The organism is Corynebacterium sp. USCH3, assembly GCF_037619475.1.
In the GTDB taxonomy this organism is placed as follows: domain Bacteria; phylum Actinomycetota; class Actinomycetes; order Mycobacteriales; family Mycobacteriaceae; genus Corynebacterium.
This window is the reverse complement of the sequence record NZ_JAQPZT010000003.1, coordinates 136,849-160,230: the sequence shown is the minus strand read 5'-3', so window position 1 is coordinate 160,230 and position 23,382 is coordinate 136,849. Positions and strand designations below refer to the sequence as shown.

Genomic DNA, 23,382 nt, shown 5'->3' with positions numbered 1-23,382 from the left:
GCACAGCCCCTGCTTTCATTGCGCGAGGCTCACCTACGATCTAAGGTGAACCTATCCTCGAGCGTGGAGGCAGGGGCTCTTCCGTGCCACCACGCTCCTTTCCCACGAGTGAAAGGGGCCCGATGACGACGGGAACCACAGATGTCCCCGACCCGCCGGGCCTGGCCACCTCCCCTTTCACCGAACTGACTGCGACAGCGCGCCTGCGTCGCCGTAGACTCCTCGGACTCCTCGGACTCACCGTTCTGCTGATCCTCGGATTCCTGCTCAGTCTGGCCTACGGCTCCCGGGTCATCCCCAACGACGTCCTGTTCGACGCCCTCCGCCAGCTGCCCTCGGCACTGCGTGCCGATCGGATCGACAATCCTGACCTCCAGGTGATCGCCGAACTCCGCCTCCCCCGGACCCTCATCGGCATCGTCGTCGGTGCGGCACTCGGCGTCGCGGGCGCGCTGATCCAGGGGCACACCCGCAACCCGCTGGCCGACCCCGGCATCCTCGGCATCTCCGCCGGCGCGTCACTCGCCGTCGTCACCAGCTTCGCCCTGTTCAACGTCACCGGGACCGGCGCCACCGCCGCCTGGGCGTTCGGCGGAGCCGTCGCCGCCACCTTCGTCGTCTTCGGCCTCGCCTCCGTCGGCGGCGGCAACGTCCACCCGCTGACGCTCATCCTCGGCGGTGCCGCCATGAACGCCGTCCTCCAGGCGATCATCAGCGCCCTCGTCCTCACCGATGAGAACAACCTCGACCGGATGCGCTTCTGGACCGTCGGCTCCGTCGCCGGGCGGGACATGGGGGTGTTCTGGGGAGTCCTGCCGATCATCGCCATCGGCCTGCTCCTGGCGTTCGCCACCGGGCCGCAGCTCAACCTCCTCAACCTCGGTGACGACGTCGCCACCGCCCTCGGGGTCAACACCCGGGTCGCCCGGTTCACCGGCATGATCGTCATTGCTCTCCTGGCGGCCTCCGCCACCGCGGCGGCCGGGCCGATCGCCTTCCTCGGACTCGTCGTCCCGCACCTCGTCCGTTCCATCACCGGACCGGACTACCGGTGGATCCTGCCGTACTCGGCACTCGGTGGAGCGACGCTGCTGCTCTACGCCGACGTCCTCGGCCGCCTCGTCGCCCGTCCCGGTGAACTCCAGGTCGGCATCGTCCTCGCCTTCGTCGGCGCCCCGCTGTTCATCTACATGCTCGTCCGCCGGAAGGTCGTGCAACTGTGACACCCACCGACACGACCTCCGAGACCACCCCCCGGAAGGGAACCGGCCGCACCGGCCGCACCGCCCGGCCCTCCTGGGTCCACGCCCCCACGGTGCCCGGACGCCCGGCCTTCCGGCTCGGTGCGCTGTCCACGGTATGGCGCCCGCGGCACTTCCTGGTGACCGTGCTGCTGGCGGTCACGGCCGTGGTCCTCTTCCTGCTGTCGATCTGCCTCGGCGACTATCCGCTGACCCCGGTTCGCGTCGCCGAGATCATCGGCGCCCGCCTCTTCGACAGCCTGCACCTCGCGGGACTGCGTGACCTGATTGTCGCCCCCACCAGGATCGAGGAACTCGTCGTCTTCGAATGGCGCATGCCACGGTCGGTGACCGGCGTCGTCGTCGGTGCCGCCCTGGGGCTGTCCGGCGCGCTCACCCAGTCCGTCACCCGCAACGCCCTGGCCAGCCCCGACATCCTCGGCATCACCACCGGAGCCTCCGCGATGGCCGTCACCATCATCGTGCTCGGCGGCGGCGCGTCCGGCGGACTCGTCGGCTGGCTCTCCGGCGTCGGCATCCCCGTCGCCGCGCTCGCCGGCGGTCTGCTCACCGGACTGGCGATCTGGATCCTCGCCTACCGCCGCGGCATGGACCCCTTCCGGCTCGTGCTCTCCGGCATCATCATCTCCGCGCTGTTGATGGCCTTCATCAACTTCCTCATGACCCGCGCCGACCTGCGCGACGCGGCCACCGCCCAGCTGTGGCTGTCCGGGTCACTGAACGCCACGAACTGGACCAGGGCGCTGCCCGTCATCATCCTCGTACTCATCGGTGCGCCGGTCTTCGCGTGGATCTCCTTCCAGCTGCTCGCCGGTGTCCTAGGACCCGACGTAGCCCGCTCCCTCGGCCAGAACGTCACCGGCGTACAGGTCGCGCTGCTGGTGTTCTCCGTCGCCCTGGCCGCCGTCGCCGTCTCCGCGGCCGGCCCCATCGGCTTCGTCGCCTTCGTCTCCCCGCAGATCGCCCAACGCCTCTGCGGACGCTCGACCCCGCCACTGCTGGCCTCGGCCCTCTTCGGATCGTGCCTGCTGCTGCTGGCCGACATGGCGACCCAGTCGCTGCTGCCCGTCGAACTCCCCGTCGGGCTGCTGACCTCCGCGGTCGGCGGTCTGTTCCTGATCTACCTGCTCGTCCAGAACAACCGGAGGGCCTCCACCGAATGAGTACCCAGACCAGCACCCCGACCAACACCATCTCCGCCTCCGGCCTGACCGTCGGCTACGGCAAGGGTGCCCCGATCATCGACGACCTGTCGCTGGACATCCCCGGCGGGAAGGTGACCACGATCATCGGCCCCAACGGTTGCGGCAAGTCGACCCTGCTGCGCTCGCTGGCGCGCCTGCTGCCCTCCCGGTCCGGTGATGTCCGCCTCGACGCCACCGACATCGGCGGGATGAAGCGCAAGGACCTCGCGAAGATCATCGGCGTGCTGCCGCAGTCACCCGTCGCGCCGCCCGGCCTCGTCGTCTCCGACCTGGTCTCCCGTGGCCGTCACCCTCACCAGAGCTGGATCCGCCAGTGGTCCTCCACCGACGAGGACGAGGTCATGGCCGCGCTCGAGATGACCTCGGTCGCCGACCTCGCCGACCGTCCGGTCGACTCCCTGTCCGGAGGCCAGCGCCAACGCGTGTGGATCTCCATGGTGCTCGCCCAGCACACCGAGGTCCTCTTCCTCGACGAGCCGACGACCTACCTCGACCTCTCCCACTCCATCGAGGTCCTCGACCTGGTCCGGGAACTCAAGGGCCGGCTGGACCGCACCGTGGTGATGGTCCTGCACGACCTGAACCTCGCCGTCCGCTACTCCGACCACCTGGTCGTCATGCGCGACGGCGCCGTCGAAGCCGCGGGCAGCCCCGGGGACATCATCACCCCGGAACTGCTCAAGGACGTCTTCGCCCTCGACGCCGTCGTCATCGACGACCCCGTCGTCGGCGGCCCGCTGATCGTCCCGTCCGCCCCGCCGGAGACCGGCGACCATCTCGTCCCAGAATCCACCACAGACTAAGGACCTCGCACCACATGGCCACCACACCCGCCACCGCCGTCCGCGACACCGAGCTCCGGGAGCACCCGCGACGCGACGCCACCGAAGGCACCGAACCCGCCGACGACTTCGGAGGACGGCTCGTCCCGGTCACCGTCACCGCCAACGAGCTGATCGCGCCGAACCTCCGGCGGCTCACCCTCACCTCCCCCGAGTTCCGGGAACTCGAACTCACCGGGCCCGACGAATTCTTCGGCCTGCTGATGCCACAGCAGGGCCACAACTTCGAGCCTTTCGACACCGCGGGACGGAACATCCGCGCCGCCGTCGCCGACATCGCCGAGGAGGACCGCCCCGGACTGCGCTGGTACACGGTGCGACACCTGCGCCAGGAGACCGGTGAGGTCGATGTCGACGTGGTCATGCACGACGATCACCCCGGCCCCGGTGCCAGCTGGGTCGCCCAGGTCGTCCCCGGTGCGACCGCCGGAGTGTGGTTGTGCAACGCGATCTGGATCCGGCACGCCGAGCGCCCCCTGTTCGTCGCCGACCCGTCCGCGGTCCCCGCCCTGCTGACGATCCTGGAGTTCACCGAGGACCACCACCCCGACGACCTCTCCCGGTACCACCTCGTTGTCGTCGCCCACTCCCCCGACGACCTGGAGTCCGGGCTGGCGGAGGACTGGTCCGAGCGGGTGGCCTCCCTGCAGATCATCTACACCTCCCCCGGGATGGAGTCCGAGGCCGTTGCCGCTCACCTCCGCGAAGCGGCAGAAAGCGGCCACCCGTCAGCCGCCGTGGAGTACGTGTGGGCCAGCGGCGAGGTGGGGATGACGAAGACCGTGCGCGGTATCGCCGTGGACGAGTGGAACGTCGACACCGCCTTCGTCGACTGGGTCGCCTACTGGATCGAGGGCCGGCCACGGCCGTAGCGCGTTGGTCGTAGCCTCGTCACCACGCCGCGGCGACGACCCGCTCGACCTCGTCGAAAAGTCCGCCACCCTCGGGGCCGTGCAACGCCAGCTGGGTGAACACGACGACGGCTTCGTCGGTCCTCGGATTGACCCGTGCCCAGGTTCCGGCGGCACCGGCCCAGCCGTAGGTCCCGTCGGGACGCACACTGCCGCCGTAGCCCCAGCCTTCACCGTCGGCGAGGAAGAACCCCGCCATCGCCCGGTCCGCCGCGGTGGCGTGGTCGGTCATCATCGCGGTGACGAGTTCGGCAGGCAGCACCCCGACACCGTCCACCGTCCCACCGCCGAGCAGCAGGCGGGCGAAGGTGACCCAGTCGCCCACGGGACCGACGAGGGCACCGGCAGCATCGGGGAACGACGGGGGTGCCGCGTAGACACCGTCAGGGGGGTCGACCAGCTGTACCCCGTCTGCCCCGTCGACGTAACGCGCGGCGAAGCGTCCCCGCCGACCACGGTCCACCCACCACGTGGTGTCACCGATGCCGAGCGGGGCGAACAGCCGGTCCTGCGTCAGCTGGTCGAGCGGCGTGTCCGTCACACGTTCGCACAGCAGACCGAGCAGGGTGCTGCCCGAGTTGTACGTCCACCCGTGTCCCGGCTGATGCGCCAGCGGCAGCGCGGCGGCGGCCGCGAGATACCCGTCCCGGCTCACCGACCGCCCCAGGGTCTCCTCCTGCAGGGACGAGAACAGCCTCCGGCAGAACGGCGAGTCGAAGTCCGGGGTGAACCCCAGCCCGCCCCGCAGTGTCAGCAGGTCCTCGACCGTGACCGCGCGGTTGCACGGCACGAGGTTGGCTGCATCGTCCAGCGCGCCGGACGGGTCGCGCAGGACGGAGGGCCGGTCGAGTTCGGGCAGCCACCGGGACACGGGGGTGTCCAGAGTGATACTGCCGTCGGCGACGAGTGTCAGTGCCACGGCCGCGGTGACCGGTTTGCTCAACGAGTCCCAGAAGAACAGGGAGTCCGGCGCCGTCGGTGTGCCTGACTCCAGGTCCTGTACCCCGACGGCCACGGTGTCGGTCCGGCCCCCACCGCGGTGGTGTGCGACGACGGCGCCGGGCAGCCGTCCGTCGCGGACCCGGTCGCGCAGGAGCGCCGCAAGGGCGTCAAGAATAGTGGAGTCGGTCATCACCGAAGTGTGGCACGTCCGGCGTGCCTACGCCACGACCTCCACGCCGAGTTCCCCGAGCAGACGCCTCCTCAGGTCGTCGACGTCCTGACCGGCGGTGACGTGCTGACAGCTCAGCCGTCCGTCCGTCAGGACGACCACGCGGTCGGCGAGGGCGAGCGCCTCGTCGACGTCGTGGGTGATCATCAGCACCGACGGCCGGTGTTGGGCGACCAGGTCCCGCAGCAGCCCGTGCATCCGGATCTTGGTCAGGGCGTCCAGCGCACCGAAGGGTTCATCGGCCAACAGCAGTTCCGGTTCCCTGACCAGGGCCCGGGCCAGGGCCGCACGCTGCTGCTCACCACCGGAGAGCTCGACCGGCCAGGCGCGCTCGCGCCCGGTCAGACCGACCTCCGCCAGCGCGTCACGCCCCCTGGCCCTCGTCGCCGCACCGGAGGGGAGCCCGAAGGAGACGTTGTCGGCGATGCGGAGCCACGGCACGAGCCGGGAGTCCTGGAAGACGACCGACACCCGGTCGGGCACCTCGACCACGCCGCGGCCTGCGACGTCGCCGTCCAGTCCGGCGAGTGCCCGCAGCAACGTCGACTTGCCGGACCCGCTGCGGCCCAGCAGTGCGACGAACTCCCCGGGTCGGATGTCCAGGTCGACGCCGGCGAGGATGTCGGTGGTCCCGTCGAAGGACCGGTGGAGGTCGCGCACACTGACGGTGCCTGTGTTCAGCTGATCGTGCGTCGCCATGACAGGGCCCTCCGTCCGACCGCGCGCAGGACGGCATCGGCGGTGACGCCGAGTACCGCGTAGGTGACCAGGCCGACGACGATGATCTCCGTCTGCCCGTAGTTGGACGCCAGGGTGATCATGTAGCCCAGGCCCGAGGTGGTGTTCACCTGTTCCACGACGACCAGCGCCAGGAGGCCGGCGGTGACCCCGTAGCGCAGTCCGAGGATCACGCCGGGCATCGCCCCGGGGAGGATCACCCGACGCAGGAACTCCAGGCGCCCGACCTCCAGGGTGCTGGCGAGTTCCACGAACCTCCGGTCGATCGACCGCAGACCGTCGAAGGTGTTCATGTACACCGGGATCACCGTGGCCAGTGCGATGGTGGTGATCTTCATCTCCTCACCGATACCGAACCACAGGATCAGCAGCGGCATCAGCGCCAGTGTCGGGATGGACCGTTTGACCTGCACCGGCCCGTCGATCAACGACTCACCCCACCGGGACAGCCCCGCCACGGTGGCGAGGAGGACGCCGGCGACGATCCCCAGGGCGGTGCCGACGCCCGCACGGGTCAGCGAGGCCAGCAGGGACTCCTGCAGCCGTCCCGACTCCACGAGGTCGGCGGCGGCCACGACGACCTGCCAGGGTGACGCCAGGACCCGCGGATCGATCAGTCCCGTCGCCGAGCCGGCCACCCAGGCCAGGAGAAGAACCAGGACTCCGAGGCCACGGCCTGCCGTCAGGTGTCCGCCGGGCCCGTAGGTGCGGCGCCGTGGACGAATGTCCGTCTGCGTCGCCTCCGGGGCCGACCGGGCTGTGGACGACGCGGGACGTGGTGTTCCGGTCGTGTCGGTGGTGTGTTCCAGTGTGGTGGTCATGCCGCCAGCTCCTCGGGTTCGAAACGTCGGTCATAGAGGTCGGCGACCTCGATCTCCGGATGGTCCTGTTCCCGCGACAGCAGGTCGGCGGTCGCCTGGTGGTCGCTGATCAGGTCGTCCCAGTTCTCCGGGACGGCGAAGTCCCCCTGCCGCTCGACGACGTACCGGGCGTCCTCCTCCGCCAGGCCCTGGTGGTCGACGAGGTAGAGGTCCGCGTACTCCTCGCGGTGGTCGTTGATCCACAGGTTGAGTTTGTTCCACACCTCGACGTACTGCTTGAGCGCGGCGGTCTTCCTGTCGTCCTGCAGGGTGCTCGTCGGCACGTACAGGTGCCAGGGGTCGTCGGGCACACCCGGGGCGATGGTGGACGCCCCGTCCCGCCCGTACTTCGCCAGGTAGGAGCGTGCCTGTTCGATGCCGAGCGGGGCGACGTCCACCTCTCCCTTGGCGATGACGTTGACGAAAGTGTCGTCGGTGCTCTGCAGCTCCACCAGGTCGACGTCGTCCCGGGACAGCCCGGCTTCCTCGAGGACGCGCAGCACCAGTGCGCCCTGGGCCTGTCCGGGGCTGTAGGCGATACGTTTGCCCTTCAGGTCGGCCAGCTCGCGGACCTCTGCGCCCGGCGCGACGCCCAACTCGTAGGTCGGGTGCTCCAGTGGGTCGACGGTGCGGCGCGCCGAGACGATACGCACCGGCTCATTGGTCCACGTGGCGAACAGGGGTGGGATATCGGCGACGGCACCGACGTCGAGGGCGTCGGCCCGGAACGCCTCCAACGTTTTCGGTCCGCCGTCGATGTTCGCCCATTCCGGGGTGAAGTCCAGCTCGTCGATCAGACCGGACGCCTCCAGCGCGACCTGGGTGCGGGGGTCGCCGATCCGCAGGACGGTGTCCTCGTCCACCGCGTCGGAGATCACGGCGGTCTCGTCGTAGCCGGCGTCCTGTCCGGCACCGGAGCCGACCGCGTTGCATCCGCTGACGCCCAGTGCCGTGAGCGAGGTCAGTGCGACGAGCGTGACCGTCCCGGACCGCGTGTTCTTCCGGACGATTCTCATGCGCTCTTCACCTCCTGCCTCTGCGGCTGCGGGGCCGGCTCGGAGGTCACCGGTCCGCCGTGGTGGGTGACCGGGTAGCCGCGGCGACGGAGCGCGGGGATGACCCCTTCCCCGACGTGGTAGGTCTCCTCCAGGTGCGGGTACCCGGACAGGACGAACTCGGTGACCCCCTCACGCTGGTACTCGGCGATGAGGTCGGCGACCTCGTCGTAGGAACCCACCAGCGCGGTTCCGGCTCCACCCCGGACGAGGCCGACACCGGTCCACAGACCCGGGTGGATCTGCAGGGCACGGACGTCGTCTCCCCGGTGGAAGGCCGATCCACGTCCGTGGAGTTCGGCGATGCGCCGTTGGCTCTCCGACTCCGAGGAGGCGATCGCCTCCTGGGCGGCCCGGACATCGGCTTCGGTGACATGGGTCAGCAGTCGGGCTGCGGCGTCCCACGCCTGGTCCGAGGTCTCGCGGGCGATGACGTGCACCCGGAGTCCGCCCCGGGCACGGGGCAGCTCACGGAGTTTCTTCCCGACCTCACTGGGGCGTTCACCCCAGGTGAGGTAGGTGTCCGCGTGGTCGGCGGCGACCCGCACCGCCTCCGGGGAGGATCCGGAGAAGTACACCGGTGGCACGGCCTCCGGACGGACCGGAAGTCTGGCACCACGGACGTCGACGTGCCGTCCGGCGTAGTCGACCGGTTCGGGGCTGGTCCAGAGCTGCGTCCACACGTCGAGGTACTCGGCGGTGCGCTCATAGCGCTCGGCTTTGGGCACGCGGTCACCGGTGGCGCGTTGCTGGGCCGGTTCCCCGCCGGTGACCAGGTTGATGAGCAGCCGGTTTCCGGACAGCCGCTGGAAGGTGGCGGCGGACTGCGCCTCTTTCAGGGCGGTGGCCAGGCCGGGACGGACCGCCACCAGGAACTTCAACCGTTCCGTGACGCCGAGCAGGCTGGTGGCGATCACCCAGGGGTCCTCACACCACAGCCCGACCGGGATCAACACGCTGTCGAAACCGTTCTGTTCCGCGGCCAGGGCGAGCTGGGTGAGGTACCTGGCGTCCACGGCACGGTCGGCGAGTCCGTCGCGGCCGTGGGCGGCGACCCGTCCGCCGGGACCGCCACCGACGACGTAGCGTGAGTCAACGAAGGGCGGCAGGTACCAGTGGAAGGTCAGTTCGGGGCGGTCGGGTGTCTGAGGAGGTTCATCATGTGTCGGCATGGCATGAGTGAACCACTCTGTCTACTTTTCACCCCACCCTTCCGCTCCCGGTGAACGAAAACCGGACGGCGCCGAGGAGGCGGTCTCAGTGCCCGGTGTGCTCGCGCCAGTGCGGGGCGAGCAGTTCGTCGTCGATGAGGGTGTTCTTCCCGGCGCGCACACCGAGCGCCCCCATGATCACCGCGATCACCACCAGCGCCACGAGGATGCCGGTCCAGTCACCGGTGTGCCCGTGCACCAGGCCGATGACGAAGGGACCGATCCCGGCGATGAAGTACCCCATCGGCTGCACGAACCCGGACAGCCGCGCGGTGACCAGGGACGACCTGCTGCGGGCGGTGATCAGCGCGATCGCCGTCGGGAAGCAGAACCCGCCGAGGCCGAGCAGGGCGGCCCACAACAGCGGTGCCGCCGTCGGCGCGAGCAGGACCCCCAGGTAACCGCCGGCGGTGAACAGCGCGAACAGCAGCGGGAACGGGGCGAGACTGCGGGCACGGTCGATGACGGTGGGCATGACGATGCCACCGAGGATGTTGAAGGCACCGATCATCGCCAAGGCCACGCTGCCGACGTCGCGGGAGACACCGGAGTCCACGTAGATCTGCGGCAGCCAGCCCATCTGCAGGTAGGCGTTCATCGCCTGGACCCCGAAGAACAACGTGAGGAACACCGCCGTCGGCGACCGCCACAGCGACGTCCGGGTCAACTTCTCGACCTCCTCCGGCGTCGGCTGGGGCAGCGCCGACGGGATGGTGTCCCCCCTGCCCTTCCCCGCCGTCGCTCCGGGGAAGTCCGAGCCGGTGCGGACGGCCACGACCACCCAGACCAGGACCTGTGCCAGGCAGAGGAAGGCCCAGACGAACAGCGCCCACTTCCAGGAGTCGGCACCGTCGAACCACAGGTCAGACAGTGGCCCCACCGCGCCCGAGACACCGAGCAGGGCACTGTAGACCGTCATCAGCGCCACCGTGCGACGTCCCCCGTAGTTCTTCGCCCACGCCGGGATCAGCACGTTGCCCAGGGCGATGCCGGCCACGACGAGGCCGGTGAGCACGATGAACACCGCCATCGACCCGACCCACGGCCGCACGACGAGGCCGAGCAGAGAGACCACCATGCCGACGACGATCGTGCGGCTCAACCCCAGACGACGGGCCAGGGGCACGGCGCACAGGCCCATGACGCCGAAGAGCACGCCCGGCAGGGCGGTGATCAGTCCGGCGTAGGAACTGGAGGTGCCGAAGGCGTCGAGGACGTCGGAGAGGACCGGGCCGAGCGAGGCGATGCCGGCACGCAGGTTCACCGCGGCGACCGCCACGGCGATGAACGCCAGTGTCAGCGGGATCACGGGGCCGCCCGGCACGCTGCCACCCGTGCGCCCCTGCCGTGCCTTCCGGCTGTTCACCTGGCTACCGTCGGCCACCGTTACCGTCCTCCTGGATCGTCTCGTCGTCAGAACCCCTGCAAACCTACTCCCCACCGGCGCGCCCGGAAACTCCGGGCGACCCCGGGACGGCGGCTGCCGGCACGCGCGCGTCGCGCGGTACCCTCCGTCGGCGGCCACGGTCAAGGGTTCGCCACGGCCCGTGACGAACGGTGTCGCACCGCCGCCGGGCTTCCTACGATCCCGGGGCATGACTGACACTCGACAATCCACCACCCGACAATCCACCGTCCCCGACCCCTCCACGCCGCCTCCCTCCGTCGCCGTCGTCGGCGCCGGCCTCACCGGAGTCAACGCCGCGCTGGCGTTCCGGAACGAGGGCTGGCAGGTCGACCTCTACAGCGACCGGTCCCGTGCCGAGCTCCGCGACGGTCTCCCCGCGACCGGTACCGCGATTCTCTTCGGCAACTCCCGGGTGCCCGACCGCACGATCACCGACGACCGTTACGCCGGGACACCGACAGCCCAGTTCACCGCGAGCTCGGTGGGCATCGCGGGAACTCCGCCGGAAGCCTCGTTCACCGCACGGTTCAGCTACGAGGCCCAGTCGGTCGACCCACGTCTGCGTACCGACGACCGTCTCGGGGAGTTCCTCGACAAGAACCCCGCCACCGCCCCTGCCACCAGCCGTTTCATCGTCGGCGAAGTCACGCCCGCGTCCCTGGACGCCATCGCCGCCGAACACGACGTCACCGTTGTCGCCACAGGGAAGGCCGGCCTGGCCACCCTCTTCGAGACGGACCCTGACCGCACCCCCTACGACTCCGCGCAGCGTTACCTGCTCACCGTCACCGCCCACGGACTCCCCGTCGACCATGTCTTCCGCGGTCGCGGCAGCACCGTCCCCGGTGGACTGCTGTCCCTGCACGAGGACGGCGAGATCTTCGTCGGACGCCACCTGCACAAGGACACTGACGACACCTGGGTGATCCTGGCGTGGGCCCGGCCGGGGACCGCCACCGAGGAGGCGTTCCGTTCCGCGACCGACGCCCGGACCGCCCTCGACGTGCTGCAGGCCCTGCATCACCGCGAGTTCCCGGACGTCGCCGGTGACATCGACCGGTTGCGCCCCATCGACACCGACCCGCACTCCTGGCTCAAGGGCGCGGTGACTCCCCGTGTCCACCGGCCGACCGCCCGCACGGCGGGTGGACACCTCCTCGCAGCTCTGGGCGACACCGCCGTCGCCGTCGACCCGATCGCCGGGCAGGGGGCCCAGCTCGCCACCTACCAGGTGGCCGGACTGCGCGACGGACTACGTACCGCCCTCGACGAGGGGCGGGACTGGGACGAGGAGCTGCTCACCGAGCTCTTCGACCGTCACTGGCGGGAGCACGCCGACGCCGGCGTCGAGGTGACGTCCCTGTTCCTCGGGGACCCGCTGTTCGCCGAGGTCACGCAGGAGTTCTTCGCTTCCGCCGCGACCGACCCCGCGGCCGCCAGCGCCCTGTTCAGCCTGTTCTCCGACCCCTCCCCCGCCCTGGTGCTGCGCACCGCCGCCGACGTGCGGGGCTTCGTCGCCTCCTTCCGGGAGGCCGCGGCATGAGCACCCTGAAGAACTCCCCTGACCCGGACGAGCCGGCGGAGACGCCGCGACGCCGCATCCGGTTCAACGCCTTCGACATGAGCTGCGTGGTGCACCAGTCCCCCGGGCTCTGGCGGCACCCCGACGACCAGTCTCACCGCTACAACGACCTCGGCTACTGGACCGACCTGGCGAGGACACTGGAGGACGGACTGTTCGACGGCATCTTCCTGGCCGACGTCCTCGGCGTCTACGACCTGTACGGCGCCTCACCGGACGCCGCGGTGCGGTCCGGGGCACAGGTCCCCGTCGCCGACCCCCTCCCGCTGGTCAGCGCGATGGCCACCGTCACCGAGCATCTCGGGTTCGGCCTGACCACAGGCACCGCCTTCGAACACCCCGTCCCGTTCGCCCGCCGTGTCACCACGCTCGACCATCTCACCGGCGGTCGGCTGGGGTGGAACGTGGTGACCGGGTACCTTCCCTCCGCCGCGGAGAACACGCAGTCGCGCGGACAACTCGACACCTTCGACCACGACGCCCGCTACGACCACGCCGACGAGTACCTGGAGGTCCTCTACAAACTGTGGGAAGCCTCGTGGGAGGACGACGCCGTCCGCGCCGACGTCGACAGCGGTGTCTACGCCGACCCGGGAAAGGTCCGTCCGATCGGTCACCGCGGTGACCGTTACACGGTGCCGGGCATCCACGTGTCCGCGCCGTCTCCCCAGCGCACACCGGTGATCTTCCAGGCCGGGGCGTCCGAGCGTGGAAGTACCTTCGCCGCCGCCCACGCCGAATCCGTGTTCGTCGCCGCGCCGACACCGCAGAAACTCGCCGGGGTCGTGGAGACACTGACGCGGAAACTGCACGACGCCGGGCGTACCCGCGACGACGTGGTGATCTACGCCCTGCTCACCGTGATCACCGACAGCACCGACGACAGGGCGCGGGCGAAGGCCGAGGACTACCGCTCCTACGTCGACCTGGAAGGCTCGTTGACCCTCATGTCCGGATGGATGGGGGTGGACTTCTCCGGGTTCGACCTGGACGACCCGGTCACCGGCATCAGGTCCAACGCGATCCAGTCCGCCGTGGCTGCGTTCCAGACCGCCGCCGGGGAGGACGGTGCCGCGTGGACCGTGCGCGAACTGGCGGAGTTCGGCGGCATCGGAGGTCTCGGCCCAGTGCTCGTCGGCTCCGGCGACAGCGTCGCCGATCAACTGGAGCACTGGGTCGACGTCACCGGGATCGACGGGTTCAACCTCGCCTACGCCGTCACCCCGGGGACGTTCCGCGACGTCATCGACCATGTCGTGCCCGTCCTACAGGCCCGTGGCGAGTACCCCACAGACCACACCGCCGGGACCCTCCGCCACCGGTTGTTCGGTCGCGGCGACCGCGTCCCCGACAACCACCCGGCACACACCGCCAGAGCACGACTCACCGACACCGAAGGAGCACGGACATGACCATCCCCCGCACCGTCCCCCGCACGACAGCCGTCACCGACGGACAACTCACGGAGGTGTTCGCCCCGGTCTTCGCCCGCATCGCCGAGGACGCCGCCGGGCGTGACAGCCGTCGCGAGCTCCCCACCGAAGCCGTCGGGCTCCTGCGCCAGGCCGGTTTCGGCACCCTGCGGATCCCGACCGACCGCGGCGGATTCGGAGCGAGCCTGCGCCAGACGTTCTCACTGCTCATCGACCTGGCGGCCGCAGACCCGAATCTCACGCAGGCACTGCGGGTCCACTTCTCCACCGTGGAAGGACTCCTCACGGCGGTCGATCCCTCGGGGCCGTCCGCCGACCCGTCCACCAACCCGTCCACCGTTGACGCGGCAGAGGCCGGTCTCCACGCCGTCGTCGACGGAACGCTGTTCGGGAACGCCATCTCCGAACGCGGGGTCGGGGCAGCCGAGCGCTACCGGACGACACTCACCCGGCGCGGCACCGACGGGGCCGACACGGACGGATACGTCCTCAACGGGACGAAGTACTACAGCACCGGCAGTCTCTTCGCCGACGTCATCGTCGTCGCCGCTGACCGTGACGGGGAACGCGTGTCCGTCACCGTCCCGGTCACCGCGGAGGGCGTGCACCAGATCGACGACTGGGACGGCTTCGGTCAACGGGTGACCGGGTCCGGCACGACGGTCTTCGACAACGTGTCGGTGGACGGTGACGCCGTCACCGCCGGAGGCTACGGCACCGACGGCCGGACCCCGGAGACGGCGTTCCTGCAGTTGTTCCACCTGGCGGCCCTGTCGGGCATCGTACGGCGGGCGGCCGACGACGCCAGGGACCAGGTCGCCCGGCGTGAGCGCACCTACTCCCACGCTCCCGCCGATCTCCCCCGTGAGGATCCGCTGGTCCAGGCGGTCCTGGGCCGGGTCAACGCCGCGGCCTTCGCAGCGCGGGCCACCACACTGGCGGTGGCGGACCTCCTCGAACGGGCCGCCGACGGAGCGGACGCGCACGTCGACGCCGCCGAGCTCGCGGCAGCCGAGGCCCAGGTGGCCCTCATCCCGCTGGTCCTCGACGCGGTCAACGAACTCTTCGAGACCGGCGGTGCGTCCCTGTCCTCGGGTGCGCTGAACCTCGACCGGCACTGGCGCAACGCCCGGACGCTGGCACAACACAACCCGGCGGTCTACAAGCAGCAGGCCATCGGGAAATACGCTCTCACCGGGGACGGATCGGCCCTCCCCTACGCCTGGAGCGCCGGCGTCCGTGGGGCGTCGGAGGTTCCATTCACCCCTTAGAGGAATGGTGGCCCACCGGATAGACCGCATGGTCTACTCGGTGGTGCCGGAGACGCACTGCCCCGGTTGTCCACCCCGCCGCCCGGCCCGACCACACAGGAGCACACCCCATGACCTCACCGACCCACACGGCCGCCGCCACCGGCCCACTGACCCCGACGGCCCTGCGTAGCGCGTGGGCGTCCATCCCCACCCCGATCACGACCGTCGCCGCCGTCATCGACGGCCATCCCGTCGGCCTGATCGTCGGGTCGTATGTGGGACTCTCCCTGGAACCCGCACTGGTCGCGGTCAGCATCCAGAAAGGCTCACGGACCTGGCCGCTGCTCCGTACGGCCGAGCACCTGGGGATCTCCGTGCTCACCCGCGCCCACCAGGGGCACGTCCGCCAGCTCGCCGGCCCGGTGGAGACCCGGTTCGACAGTGTCGGCTGGCGGACGGACCGTGGCGCCGTCCTCGTCGACGACGCCGCCGTGCACCTCACCGGCCACGTCATCGACGACATCGACACCGGTGACCACGTCACCGCCGTCCTGCAGATCGACCGGGTGCACGAGGAGGCCCCGTCGGAGACCCCCCTGGTCTTCCACGGGTCCCAGGTCACCGTCGTCGGAGAGCTCTGAGGCAGGTCTGACATGTCCACCGCAACCACACGCGCTCCCCGAGACCTCCAGTTCGCCTACTGGACGCCGAACGTCTCCGGCGGACTGGTCGTCTCCGAGGTCGACCAACGCACCGACTGGGGCATCGACTACAACCGCACCCTCGCACGCACCGCCGAGGAGGTCGGCTTCGACTACGCGCTGACCCAGGTCCGTTACCTCGGGTCCTACGGTGCGGAGTCCCAGCACGAGTCGGTCAGTTTCTCCCTGTCGCTGCTCGAGGCCACGGAACACCTGAAAGTCATCGCCGCGGTCCACCCGGGTTTCTGGCAGCCGGCGGTCCTGGCGAACCTGGCGACCACCGCCAGCGAGATCCACGGTGGCCGTTTCGCCCTCAACGTCGTCTCCGGGTGGCTGAAGGACGAGTTCCGTACGTTCGGCGAACCCTGGCTGGAACACGATGAACGCTACCGGCGCTCCGCCGAGTTCCTGCAGGTCCTGCGTGCGGTCTTCACCGAGTCCCCGGCGAACTTCCAGGGTGACTTCTACCGGTTGCACGACTACTCCATCAGTCCCCGCCCCCGGGTCGCCCCTGAACTGTTCCAGGGCGGGAACTCCTCCGCCGCGCAGGTCAACGGCGGCACCTACGCCGACTGGTACTTCATCAACGGTGCCCCGGTCGACGAACTCGCCCGGCAGATCGACAACGTCCGGCGCCATGCGGACGCCGCGGGGCGGGAGACGAAGATCGGGGTCAACGCCTTCGTCATCCTCGAGGACACCGAACACCAGGCCCACGACAAGCTCCGCGACATCATCGACAACGCCAGCACGTCCGCGGTCGAGGGCTTCCGGCAGTCGGTGAAACAGGCCGGGCAGTCCACCGCGGACGGACAGGGGATGTGGGCCAACTCCACCGTCGAGGACCTCGTCCAGTACAACGACGGGTTCCGTACCGGGCTGATCGGCACCCGGGAGCAGATCGAGGAACGTGTCGAGGAGTTGCGGCGTATCGGCGTGGACCTCATCCTCACCGGTTACCTCCACTTCCAGGAGGAGGTCGGGCGCTTCGGCCGGGAGATCATCCAGCCGCTCCGCGCCGGCACCGCAGCACAGGCGCTCCGCGCCACGTCATGAGTGGTTCTGCCGTGAACGGACCCGACGAGTGGGGCCGCGCGGAGGCCGTCCGCGAGGCGGTCGGCCGGCTCAGAGCGTCGGGCCTGCTGGCCGCCACCGTCCCGGCCCGGCTGGGTGGGCCGGAACTCCCCGCCTCGGTCATCGCCGAGGTATGTCGCATCCTGGCGTCCGGAGACGGGTCGCTGGGCCAGATCCCGCAGAGTCACATGACCTTCAGCCGGTGGTTGTTCACCGGGAGCCACCCGCACGACGAACAACGGTGGGCCGACCTCCTTCTCGGCGGCACCCTCATCGCCAACGCCCAGGCCGAGAGCGCACCGGTCGTTCTCGAGAACGACCGCCTCAACGGCCGGAAGGTCTTCTGCACCGGCTCCGGCTACGCCGATGTCCTCGCCGTCACCGCCCGGCACCCGCACGAGGACGACCAGAGCCTCGTCGTCTTCCTCCCGGTGGACACCGCCGGGGTGACCGTCGTCGACGACTGGGCGGCCCTGGGGCAGGAGTACACCACCTCCGGCACGGTCATTCTCGAGGACGTCGAGGTACGCGCAGGCGACATCCGGTCCATGTCCGTGGCCCCGTCCCTGGTGCCTCCTGCGTACGGAGCCTTCGCCCAGCTGCTGCACACCGCCATTGACGTGGGTGTCGCCGGCGCCGCCCTGGACGCCGCCCTGGAGGTCGCGTACTCCCGTGACCCGGACCCGCTCACGGCACACGCGGCGGGTGAACTGATCGCACAGCAGTTTGCGGCCGAAGCCGTCCTGGAGAAGGCGGGACGGTCGGTCGACGCGGTCTGGGCGGGTGCCGCCCCCGCCGCCACCGCATCACTGGATGTCGCCGCGGCAAAGGCGACGACCGGTGCCCTGACCGTGGACCTGGCGTCCCGGATCTTCGAGCTCACGGGGACCGGTGGAGCGACGGGCGACCACGGCCGGGTACTCGCACGGCACTGGCGTGACCTGCGCACCCACACCCTCCACGACCGACGCCGTGAGAAACTCAGGGTGATCGGCCACGCCGCGCTCAGTGGCGACGCCCCCGTCCCAGGGCGTCGGCTGTAACCTGCAGGACATGACATTCAGCGTCCCCCCGGTACCGTCCTCCGCCGTCTTCTGGACGACGCTGGACACCACCGACCCGATCGAGGACGCCGACCTGCGCTTCCTCGTCGCCGGGTTGATGGACGCCCACGGAGCGCTGCGTTCCGTGCACACCCTGACCGACGACCTCTGTACGGTGACCGTCCCCGACGAGGTCCCCTATCCTCCGTCGGACATTCTCGCCGCCGACCGCACCGGCCCCGGTGACCTCGCCGCCTCCCTGACCCCGGGGGACGGGCGGGTGTGGCGGATCAGCCGACTCTCGGAGACCCGGCTGCTGCTGTGCGTCCACCGTGGGGTCGTCGACGCCGAATCCTGGTCGACACTGGTCACCGACGCGGAAACCCTGTTGGGAGGGCATGCGGTGGCACCCGGCGGCGACTGGGGCCCGCAGGCGGAGATGGACCCTCCCGCCCCGTTCGACGGCGGGGGCCCGTCGACCTACAAGACCTTCGACGTCAGTGACGCCGACGCCCTGCTGGACCTGCTCCCCGTCCAGTTCGGGGTGAGCCACGACGAGATCGTGGCCACCGCCGTCCTGCTCGCCCGGGCGGTCGCCGGGGTTCCGGCGGCACCGGTGGCGCTCCGCGCCCGCGGCCGGACGTCGCCGTTGAGTCCCGGGGTCGGACGCACCGTCGGGCGACTCGACCGTCAGTACCCCGTGCCCGCCCCGGACGGGCTGGAGGCTCCCGGGACCGGTCTGCTGACCGGGGGCGCTGCGGTGCAGCGTGCGCTGGAAAACGTCCGCGACTCCCTGCGCAGTGGCCGGGACGCGGGCGTCGCGCCCGACTCCCGTCCTGCGGCCACCGTGGAGGTCAGCGCCGCCAAGCTGTCCGTCTCAGGTCCGGTGCGCCCGGTCGACGGCGTCCCCCACGTGATCCTGGGGACCCGCCGGTTGGCCCGGGTGACCGTGGTCGACGAGCGCGGTGGCGCCGACGGGGTACTGCTGTGGCCGCACCTGGAGCAGTCGTTGATCAGCCTGTCTGTCCTGGCCCGACTGACCGAGGCCGGGGTGACGGCAGGTGCCCCCGACACCACCGACCCGGTGGAGGCGACCTCGATCAACCTCTTCGGCCCCCGCCCCACCGACGCCGACCGCACAGTGGACCTGACACAGCTGCCCGAAGTCAACGGATTCCAGGTGGCCAGGCGCCTGCAGCAGGAGCACCGCGGCGGCAGCACCCTGGTGCGCCTGCCCGGGGTGACGGACCCGAAGAGCACCGGGGGCCGCTCCGGACGCGTCGGCAGCGGCGTCACGGGCCGGTTCATCACCGGACAAGGGGTCACCGGCTGAGGTCGCCGTCCTCCGGCTCACCGTACAACCGCGACACCGGGTCCACCCCGGCCCCCGGCCAGAAGAACAGGCGCACGCGCCGGTCGGCGCGCTGCTGCCACTGCCCCGCATCCACTCCCCCACCACGACTCATCACCCGGTGCACCCGGTGGTTGCCCACGTCGGGCTCGGCGATCACCAGCCGACACTCCGGGTCCGACTGCAGCAGAGCGGCGGCGAAGTCGCCGACGAACGGCCCGAAGATCCCCTTGCCGGTCAGCGTGGGCTCACCGACAGCAACATGGAAACCCAGGTCATGGGGTTCGGAACGGTACACCGTCCCGATCTCGTCACGCCGGGGACGGTAGATCTCCATGTAGCCGACCTCCTCCCTGCCCGACCCCCCGTCGTAGGACAGGATGAGCGGCACGGCGTAGGTCGTCGACAGCTTCGCCCGCCAGTCCGCGGCCCAGGTCGACGCGTCCCACGCCTGGTCCCAGGTGTCCACCAGGTGGGGACGACCCATCCAGTCCGCCACGGTTGCCGCGTCCCGGTCCGGGTCGGCGATCCGCAGCGTGATGCCGTGCGCACCCCGGCTGTACTCCTCGGGGATCCGGGGGGCCGTGGCGAGGAATTCGCTGTCCGGCAGGTCGGTGCGCAACCGGTGCAGGACACTCAGGTCCACGGTGGTGGTGTTGTTCTCGGTCACAGTAGCTCCGCTCCTCCGCTGGTCACCCAGCAGATGTGATACTTAGGAATACCTATCCTTTGATAAGGGACGCCATGACAGAGTACCCTGCCTCGTGAACAGTCGCTCGCGCACCCGCCACCCAACCACAGGAGCACCCCTCACAGTGTCGAACCTGCCACATCAGGGCCCCGCCGCACAGCCCCCCGCCCCGTCCCACCCGTCCCTGGTCGTCCTGGGTGCCGGTCCCAAGGCCGTCGCCGTGCAGGCCAAGGCCCACGCCCTGCGCCGCCTGGGCCTCCCCGCCCCGACGGTCACCGTCGTCGACTACCAGGGCATCGGCGGCAACTGGCGGTCGGGCGGCGGATGGACCGACGGACGACACCAGCTGGGCACCTCACCCACCAAGGACATCGGCTTCCCCTACCGCACCCGCATCGCCGGGGACCTGGACCGTGAGGTCGACCGGGCGCTCCTGGACATCGGCTGGACGAGCTTCCTCGTCGACACCGACCGCTACGCCTGGTGGGTCGACCACGGCCACCCCAACCCCCGGCACTACCTGTGGGCGGACTACCTGCGCTGGGCGGCCGAGAAGTCCGGGATGACACTGGTCAACGGCCAGGTGACACGCATCGGCCTCCGGGAGCCCGCCAGTGCTGCACAGGGCCGGTCACAGGGCCGGTCACAGGGCTGGTCACTGTCGGTGGACCGGATCGACGGGACGTCCTCGCGCCTGGAGGCCGACGCCCTGATGCTCACCGGGCCGGGACGTTCCGACCGTCGGATCGCCCCGCTGCCCACCGTCTACTCGGTCGCCGGGTTCTGGCAGGCGGTGTCGTCGGCACAGCTGCCCCCGGCGTCGCGGGTGGCGGTCATCGGCGGCGGTGAGACCGCCGCCAGCATCGTCGAGGAGCTCATCGGCCACGACGTCGTCGACATCGCGGTGGTCTCCCCCGCGCCCACGATCTTCACGCGGGCGGAGGGGTCCTTCGAGAACGAGCTCTACACCGACCCCCGCCTCTGGGCCGACCTGGACGACGCCGACCGTCGGGATGTGATCACCCGCTGCGACCGCGGCGTGTTCTCCGCCCAGGTCCAGGAGAAGCTCATGGCCGAGGACCGCGTCAGCCACCTGCGCGGCCGCGTCTCCGCCGTCCATGACCGCGACGGGCTGGCCGAACTGCACGTCGGCGGGCGCACCGAACTCGTCGACCTCGTCGTCGACGCCCGCGGCAACTCCCCGCTCTGGTTCACCCGCATGATGGACGACCGCGTCGTCGCCCGGCTCATCGGCGCCTGCGGCGGGGCAGTGACCGCCGCGACCGTCGAGGACAGGATCGGTGCCGACCTCTCCCTGACCGGTATGGGCCCCACCCTGTTCCTCCCCACTCTCGCCGGCATGTCCCAGGGGCCCGGAATGGCGAACCTCAGCTGCCTCGGCGAACTCTCCGACCGCATCCTCGCCGGCCTCGGCGCGGGCACCGCCCCACTCCCGGACGACCTGCGCCGATCCCCCTCCCGTCCCGAAAGGACCCCGTTGTGACCGCTCCCGACACCACCACCCGTTTCTTCACCGGCTCTGTGGGGGACCTGCGTTTCGGACCTGCCGCCCCGATTGAGCCGCCCACGGTGGACGCCCTGCTCCACCGTACGGTGACCGGCGGAGGCGAGCGCCCCGCGGTCGTCGGCGACGGGGGGACGCTCACCTACGCCGAGCTGGACCGCAGGTCCTCCGCCGTCGCGCGCTACCTGCGTGCCAACGGCATCAGCACCGGCGACCGGGTGGTCGTCCTCGCCCACCGGTGCGGCTGGCTGCCGGTCCTGGCCGTCGGCATCCTCCGCGCCGGAGCGGTCTATGTCCCCGTGGACGCCTCCTACCCGGCCGAACGTGTCGGTTTCATCCTCGAGGACTGCACCCCCGCCGCAGCTTTCGCGCTCGGCGGCGCGTCGCTGCCTGCCGACGGGGACGGGACTGCTGACGGGGGCGTCGTCGGCGGAACCGTCACCGACGACTCCCCGCTGGGCCGGGCGTTCCTGGCCGACCACGGCCCGGGTTTCAGCCCCGACGACCGGTCCCGTCCGACCGGCCCGGCCGACGACTGCTACCTGATCTACACCTCGGGGACGACCGGCACCCCGAAGGGGGCGCTGAACACCCACCTCGGGGTCACCGCCCACTTCCAGTGGATGGGCCGGGTACTCGGGGACGCCGGGACGATCCGGATGCTGCAGAAGGCCCCGGTGAGCTTCGACGTCGGCGTCGCCGAACTCCTCGGCCCATTGGCCACCGGCGGCACCGTCGTGATCCCGGGACCGGAGTGGTGGCCCGGCGACGTCGACTCGATGGTGGAGTTGATCGCCGGCCACGACGTGACGGTCCTGTCGATGGTGCCGTCGCTGATGCGCGTCCTGCTCGACGTCCTCGACGACTTCGGCACCCCGCTGTCGTCGCTGTCGAACATCCGCCACCTCCTGCTCGGCGGCGAGGCCGTGCCGGCCGACGTCGTCCGACGCGCCCGCGAGGGGATCGGCTGCCGCGTCCACGGCCTCTACGGTCCCACCGAGACGGCGATGGACGTCACCTGGGTGGAGTACACCGACGCCCTCGTCGGCGCCGCGGACTTCGACGACCGGGCGAGTCTGCTGGGCCTGCCCGAGGACAACGTGGGCGTGTACGTCATCGACGAGGACGGCACCGAGGTGGACCCGTCCGGACCGGACTGGTCCCGGCCCGGCGAACTGTGCATCTCGGGCCCGCAGGTCGGCAACGGGTACTTCGGGCGGGCGGAGCTGACCACGGAGGTCTTCGTGGACTCCCCTCGCCCGGATATCGACGGCGGCCGGATGTACCGCACCGGTGACGTCGTCTCCTGGACGGAGGTCGACGGCACACGGATGCTGCAGTTCCTGGGACGGATCGGCGACCAGGTGAAGATCCGGGGCAACCGCGTGGAACTCGGTGAGGTGGAGTCCCGGCTCCGCGAACTCGACGGAGTGCGCCAGGCAGCGGCCGTCGCGGTGAACCACGGTGGTGCCGACACCCTACTCGCGTTCGTCGTCGGTGACGGGGGGCAGCCCGACGTCGGGGCGCTCACCGCTCAGTTGGCCGCGGGTGTGCCCGAGTACATGGTCCCCACCCGGATCACGGTGCTCGACGCACTGCCGGTCAGCCCCAACGGGAAACTCGACCGCGCCGCACTGAAAGCGCACCGCAGCGAGGGCTGAACGGGCGGTTCTGCCGGGTCTACCGGTGTCGACTGGAGCTATTCGGCGGCCTGGTCGGCGAGCAGTTCACGCCAGGCGTCCACCGAACTGTCCTCGGCGAGGTCGGCGAAGTCGGCGTCGAACCCCTCCTTCCGCAGGAAGGTCACGACCTCCACGAGCCGGACCGAGTCCAGCCCCTGGTCCATCAGCTCCTCGCCGGTGTCGATCTGGGAGACCTCGATGTTGAGCAGCTCCGCCACCCTGCCGAGCAGCCGCTGCATCGTCGCCTCCACCCGGTTCCCGCCCTGATCGCCCGTCGTCGTGTCCGTCGTCGTGTCCGTCATCTTCCACCTTCGTCTGTCGGGTTCCCTGAAGTCATCGCATCGGTGACGCGCAGACTGTACCACCGCACCAGCACATTAAGTA

General features: G+C 70.4%; 21 protein-coding genes. 13 read left to right on the top strand and 8 right to left on the bottom strand.

What is annotated here, in order from left to right:
* Positions 1–122: 122 nt before the first annotated feature.
* From PQI66_RS06905 to PQI66_RS06890, 4 genes are all read left to right on the top strand, one after another.
* A complete protein-coding gene (locus PQI66_RS06905; RefSeq protein ID WP_339997012.1) occupies positions 123–1,223 on the top strand; it encodes a FecCD family ABC transporter permease in 1,101 nt (366 codons plus the stop codon).
* A gap of 92 nt (positions 1,224–1,315) precedes the next feature.
* Positions 1,316–2,425 (top strand): FecCD family ABC transporter permease, encoded by a 1,110-nt coding sequence (locus PQI66_RS06900; protein WP_339997655.1) that lies wholly within the window; start codon positions 1,316–1,318, stop codon positions 2,423–2,425.
* On the top strand, positions 2,422–3,270 hold the full coding sequence (locus PQI66_RS06895; protein ID WP_339997010.1) for an ABC transporter ATP-binding protein: 849 nt from the start codon (positions 2,422–2,424) through the stop codon (positions 3,268–3,270). Before PQI66_RS06900 ends, PQI66_RS06895 begins: the two co-directional genes overlap by 4 nt.
* A gap of 14 nt (positions 3,271–3,284) precedes the next feature.
* The gene (locus PQI66_RS06890; protein ID WP_339997008.1) at positions 3,285–4,181 is read left to right on the top strand and encodes a siderophore-interacting protein; all 897 of its coding nucleotides are present in this window, start codon (positions 3,285–3,287) and stop codon (positions 4,179–4,181) included.
* Positions 4,182–4,200: 19 nt separating this feature from the next.
* On the opposite strand, the gene PQI66_RS06885 is transcribed toward PQI66_RS06890, so the two are convergent.
* From PQI66_RS06885 to PQI66_RS06860, 6 genes are all read right to left on the bottom strand, one after another.
* Positions 4,201–5,352: a serine hydrolase domain-containing protein gene (locus PQI66_RS06885; RefSeq protein ID WP_339997006.1), complete on the bottom strand. Its 1,152-nt coding sequence runs from the start codon at positions 5,350–5,352 to the stop codon at positions 4,201–4,203.
* A 27-nt stretch (positions 5,353–5,379) separates the two neighbouring features.
* Positions 5,380–6,090: an ABC transporter ATP-binding protein gene (locus PQI66_RS06880; RefSeq protein ID WP_339997004.1), complete on the bottom strand. Its 711-nt coding sequence runs from the start codon at positions 6,088–6,090 to the stop codon at positions 5,380–5,382.
* The gene (locus tag PQI66_RS06875) at positions 6,069–6,950 is read right to left on the bottom strand and encodes an ABC transporter permease (protein WP_339997002.1); all 882 of its coding nucleotides are present in this window, start codon (positions 6,948–6,950) and stop codon (positions 6,069–6,071) included. Before PQI66_RS06875 ends, PQI66_RS06880 begins: the two co-directional genes overlap by 22 nt.
* Positions 6,947–8,005 (bottom strand): ABC transporter substrate-binding protein, encoded by a 1,059-nt coding sequence (locus PQI66_RS06870; protein WP_339997001.1) that lies wholly within the window; start codon positions 8,003–8,005, stop codon positions 6,947–6,949. Before PQI66_RS06870 ends, PQI66_RS06875 begins: the two co-directional genes overlap by 4 nt.
* Complete coding sequence (locus PQI66_RS06865; RefSeq protein ID WP_339996999.1) at positions 8,002–9,216, bottom strand: LLM class flavin-dependent oxidoreductase; 1,215 nt, start codon at positions 9,214–9,216, stop codon at positions 8,002–8,004. The genes PQI66_RS06870 and PQI66_RS06865 overlap by 4 nt, the downstream gene beginning before the upstream one ends.
* Positions 9,217–9,301: 85 nt before the next feature.
* A complete protein-coding gene (locus PQI66_RS06860) occupies positions 9,302–10,561 on the bottom strand; it encodes an MFS transporter (protein WP_339997653.1) in 1,260 nt (419 codons plus the stop codon).
* Between the two features lie 289 nt (positions 10,562–10,850).
* Here PQI66_RS06860 and PQI66_RS06855 point away from each other — a divergent pair, with 289 nt between their 5' ends.
* The 7 genes from PQI66_RS06855 (at position 10,851) to PQI66_RS06825 (ending at position 19,082) form a co-directional block, all read left to right on the top strand.
* Positions 10,851–12,206 (top strand): monooxygenase, encoded by a 1,356-nt coding sequence (locus PQI66_RS06855; RefSeq protein ID WP_339996998.1) that lies wholly within the window; start codon positions 10,851–10,853, stop codon positions 12,204–12,206.
* Entirely contained in the window at positions 12,203–13,657 is a 1,455-nt protein-coding gene (locus tag PQI66_RS06850) for an LLM class flavin-dependent oxidoreductase (RefSeq protein WP_339996997.1), read from the top strand. The genes PQI66_RS06855 and PQI66_RS06850 overlap by 4 nt, the downstream gene beginning before the upstream one ends.
* Positions 13,654–14,949, top strand: a complete 1,296-nt coding sequence (locus PQI66_RS06845) for an acyl-CoA dehydrogenase family protein (protein WP_339996996.1) — start codon at positions 13,654–13,656, stop codon at positions 14,947–14,949. Before PQI66_RS06850 ends, PQI66_RS06845 begins: the two co-directional genes overlap by 4 nt.
* A gap of 110 nt (positions 14,950–15,059) precedes the next feature.
* Positions 15,060–15,572 (top strand): flavin reductase family protein, encoded by a 513-nt coding sequence (locus PQI66_RS06840; RefSeq protein ID WP_339996995.1) that lies wholly within the window; start codon positions 15,060–15,062, stop codon positions 15,570–15,572.
* Positions 15,573–15,584: 12 nt separating this feature from the next.
* Complete coding sequence (gene sfnG / locus PQI66_RS06835) at positions 15,585–16,688, top strand: dimethylsulfone monooxygenase SfnG (RefSeq protein ID WP_339996993.1); 1,104 nt, start codon at positions 15,585–15,587, stop codon at positions 16,686–16,688.
* A gap of 11 nt (positions 16,689–16,699) precedes the next feature.
* Positions 16,700–17,749, top strand: a complete 1,050-nt coding sequence (locus tag PQI66_RS06830) for an acyl-CoA dehydrogenase family protein (protein ID WP_339996991.1) — start codon at positions 16,700–16,702, stop codon at positions 17,747–17,749.
* 10 nt (positions 17,750–17,759) lie between these two features.
* The gene (locus tag PQI66_RS06825) at positions 17,760–19,082 is read left to right on the top strand and encodes a hypothetical protein (protein WP_339996989.1); all 1,323 of its coding nucleotides are present in this window, start codon (positions 17,760–17,762) and stop codon (positions 19,080–19,082) included.
* Here the strand turns inward: PQI66_RS06825 and PQI66_RS06820 are convergent.
* Positions 19,072–19,770, bottom strand: coding sequence for a GNAT family N-acetyltransferase (locus PQI66_RS06820; RefSeq protein WP_339996988.1), 699 nt, complete (start codon positions 19,768–19,770; stop codon positions 19,072–19,074). The genes PQI66_RS06825 and PQI66_RS06820 overlap by 11 nt on opposite strands.
* A 145-nt stretch (positions 19,771–19,915) precedes the next feature.
* Here PQI66_RS06820 and PQI66_RS06815 point away from each other — a divergent pair, with 145 nt between their 5' ends.
* Both PQI66_RS06815 and PQI66_RS06810 read left to right on the top strand, forming a co-directional pair.
* Positions 19,916–21,295 carry a SidA/IucD/PvdA family monooxygenase gene (locus PQI66_RS06815; RefSeq protein WP_339996987.1) on the top strand — a complete coding sequence of 460 codons (1,380 nt, stop codon included), beginning with the start codon at positions 19,916–19,918 and terminating at the stop codon, positions 21,293–21,295.
* Positions 21,292–22,977, top strand: a complete 1,686-nt coding sequence (locus PQI66_RS06810) for an amino acid adenylation domain-containing protein (protein WP_339996986.1) — start codon at positions 21,292–21,294, stop codon at positions 22,975–22,977. The genes PQI66_RS06815 and PQI66_RS06810 overlap by 4 nt, the downstream gene beginning before the upstream one ends.
* A 38-nt stretch (positions 22,978–23,015) precedes the next feature.
* Here PQI66_RS06810 and PQI66_RS06805 read toward each other — a convergent pair whose 3' ends face one another.
* Complete coding sequence (locus PQI66_RS06805; RefSeq protein ID WP_339996985.1) at positions 23,016–23,300, bottom strand: phosphopantetheine-binding protein; 285 nt, start codon at positions 23,298–23,300, stop codon at positions 23,016–23,018.
* Positions 23,301–23,382: the final 82 nt, after the last annotated feature.

Excerpts from the sequence above, each read along its gene's own strand:
- PQI66_RS06870 (WP_339997001.1), bottom strand. The coding sequence starts at position 8,005 with ATGAGAATCGTCCGGAAGAACACGCGGTCCGGGACGGTCACGCTCGTC.
- PQI66_RS06845 (WP_339996996.1), top strand. The coding sequence starts at position 13,654 with ATGACCATCCCCCGCACCGTCCCCCGCACGACAGCCGTCACCGACGGA.
- PQI66_RS06805 (WP_339996985.1), bottom strand. The coding sequence starts at position 23,300 with ATGACGGACACGACGACGGACACGACGACGGGCGATCAGGGCGGGAAC.
- PQI66_RS06885 (WP_339997006.1), bottom strand. The coding sequence starts at position 5,352 with ATGACCGACTCCACTATTCTTGACGCCCTTGCGGCGCTCCTGCGCGAC.
- PQI66_RS06880 (WP_339997004.1), bottom strand. The coding sequence starts at position 6,090 with ATGGCGACGCACGATCAGCTGAACACAGGCACCGTCAGTGTGCGCGAC.
- PQI66_RS06855 (WP_339996998.1), top strand. The coding sequence starts at position 10,851 with ATGACTGACACTCGACAATCCACCACCCGACAATCCACCGTCCCCGAC.
- sfnG (WP_339996993.1), top strand. The coding sequence starts at position 15,585 with ATGTCCACCGCAACCACACGCGCTCCCCGAGACCTCCAGTTCGCCTAC.
- PQI66_RS06890 (WP_339997008.1), top strand. The coding sequence starts at position 3,285 with ATGGCCACCACACCCGCCACCGCCGTCCGCGACACCGAGCTCCGGGAG.
- PQI66_RS06850 (WP_339996997.1), top strand. The coding sequence starts at position 12,203 with ATGAGCACCCTGAAGAACTCCCCTGACCCGGACGAGCCGGCGGAGACG.
- PQI66_RS06905 (WP_339997012.1), top strand. The coding sequence starts at position 123 with ATGACGACGGGAACCACAGATGTCCCCGACCCGCCGGGCCTGGCCACC.
- PQI66_RS06865 (WP_339996999.1), bottom strand. The coding sequence starts at position 9,216 with ATGCCGACACATGATGAACCTCCTCAGACACCCGACCGCCCCGAACTG.
- PQI66_RS06895 (WP_339997010.1), top strand. The coding sequence starts at position 2,422 with ATGAGTACCCAGACCAGCACCCCGACCAACACCATCTCCGCCTCCGGC.
- PQI66_RS06840 (WP_339996995.1), top strand. The coding sequence starts at position 15,060 with ATGACCTCACCGACCCACACGGCCGCCGCCACCGGCCCACTGACCCCG.
- PQI66_RS06875 (WP_339997002.1), bottom strand. The coding sequence starts at position 6,950 with ATGACCACCACACTGGAACACACCACCGACACGACCGGAACACCACGT.
- PQI66_RS06825 (WP_339996989.1), top strand. The coding sequence starts at position 17,760 with ATGACATTCAGCGTCCCCCCGGTACCGTCCTCCGCCGTCTTCTGGACG.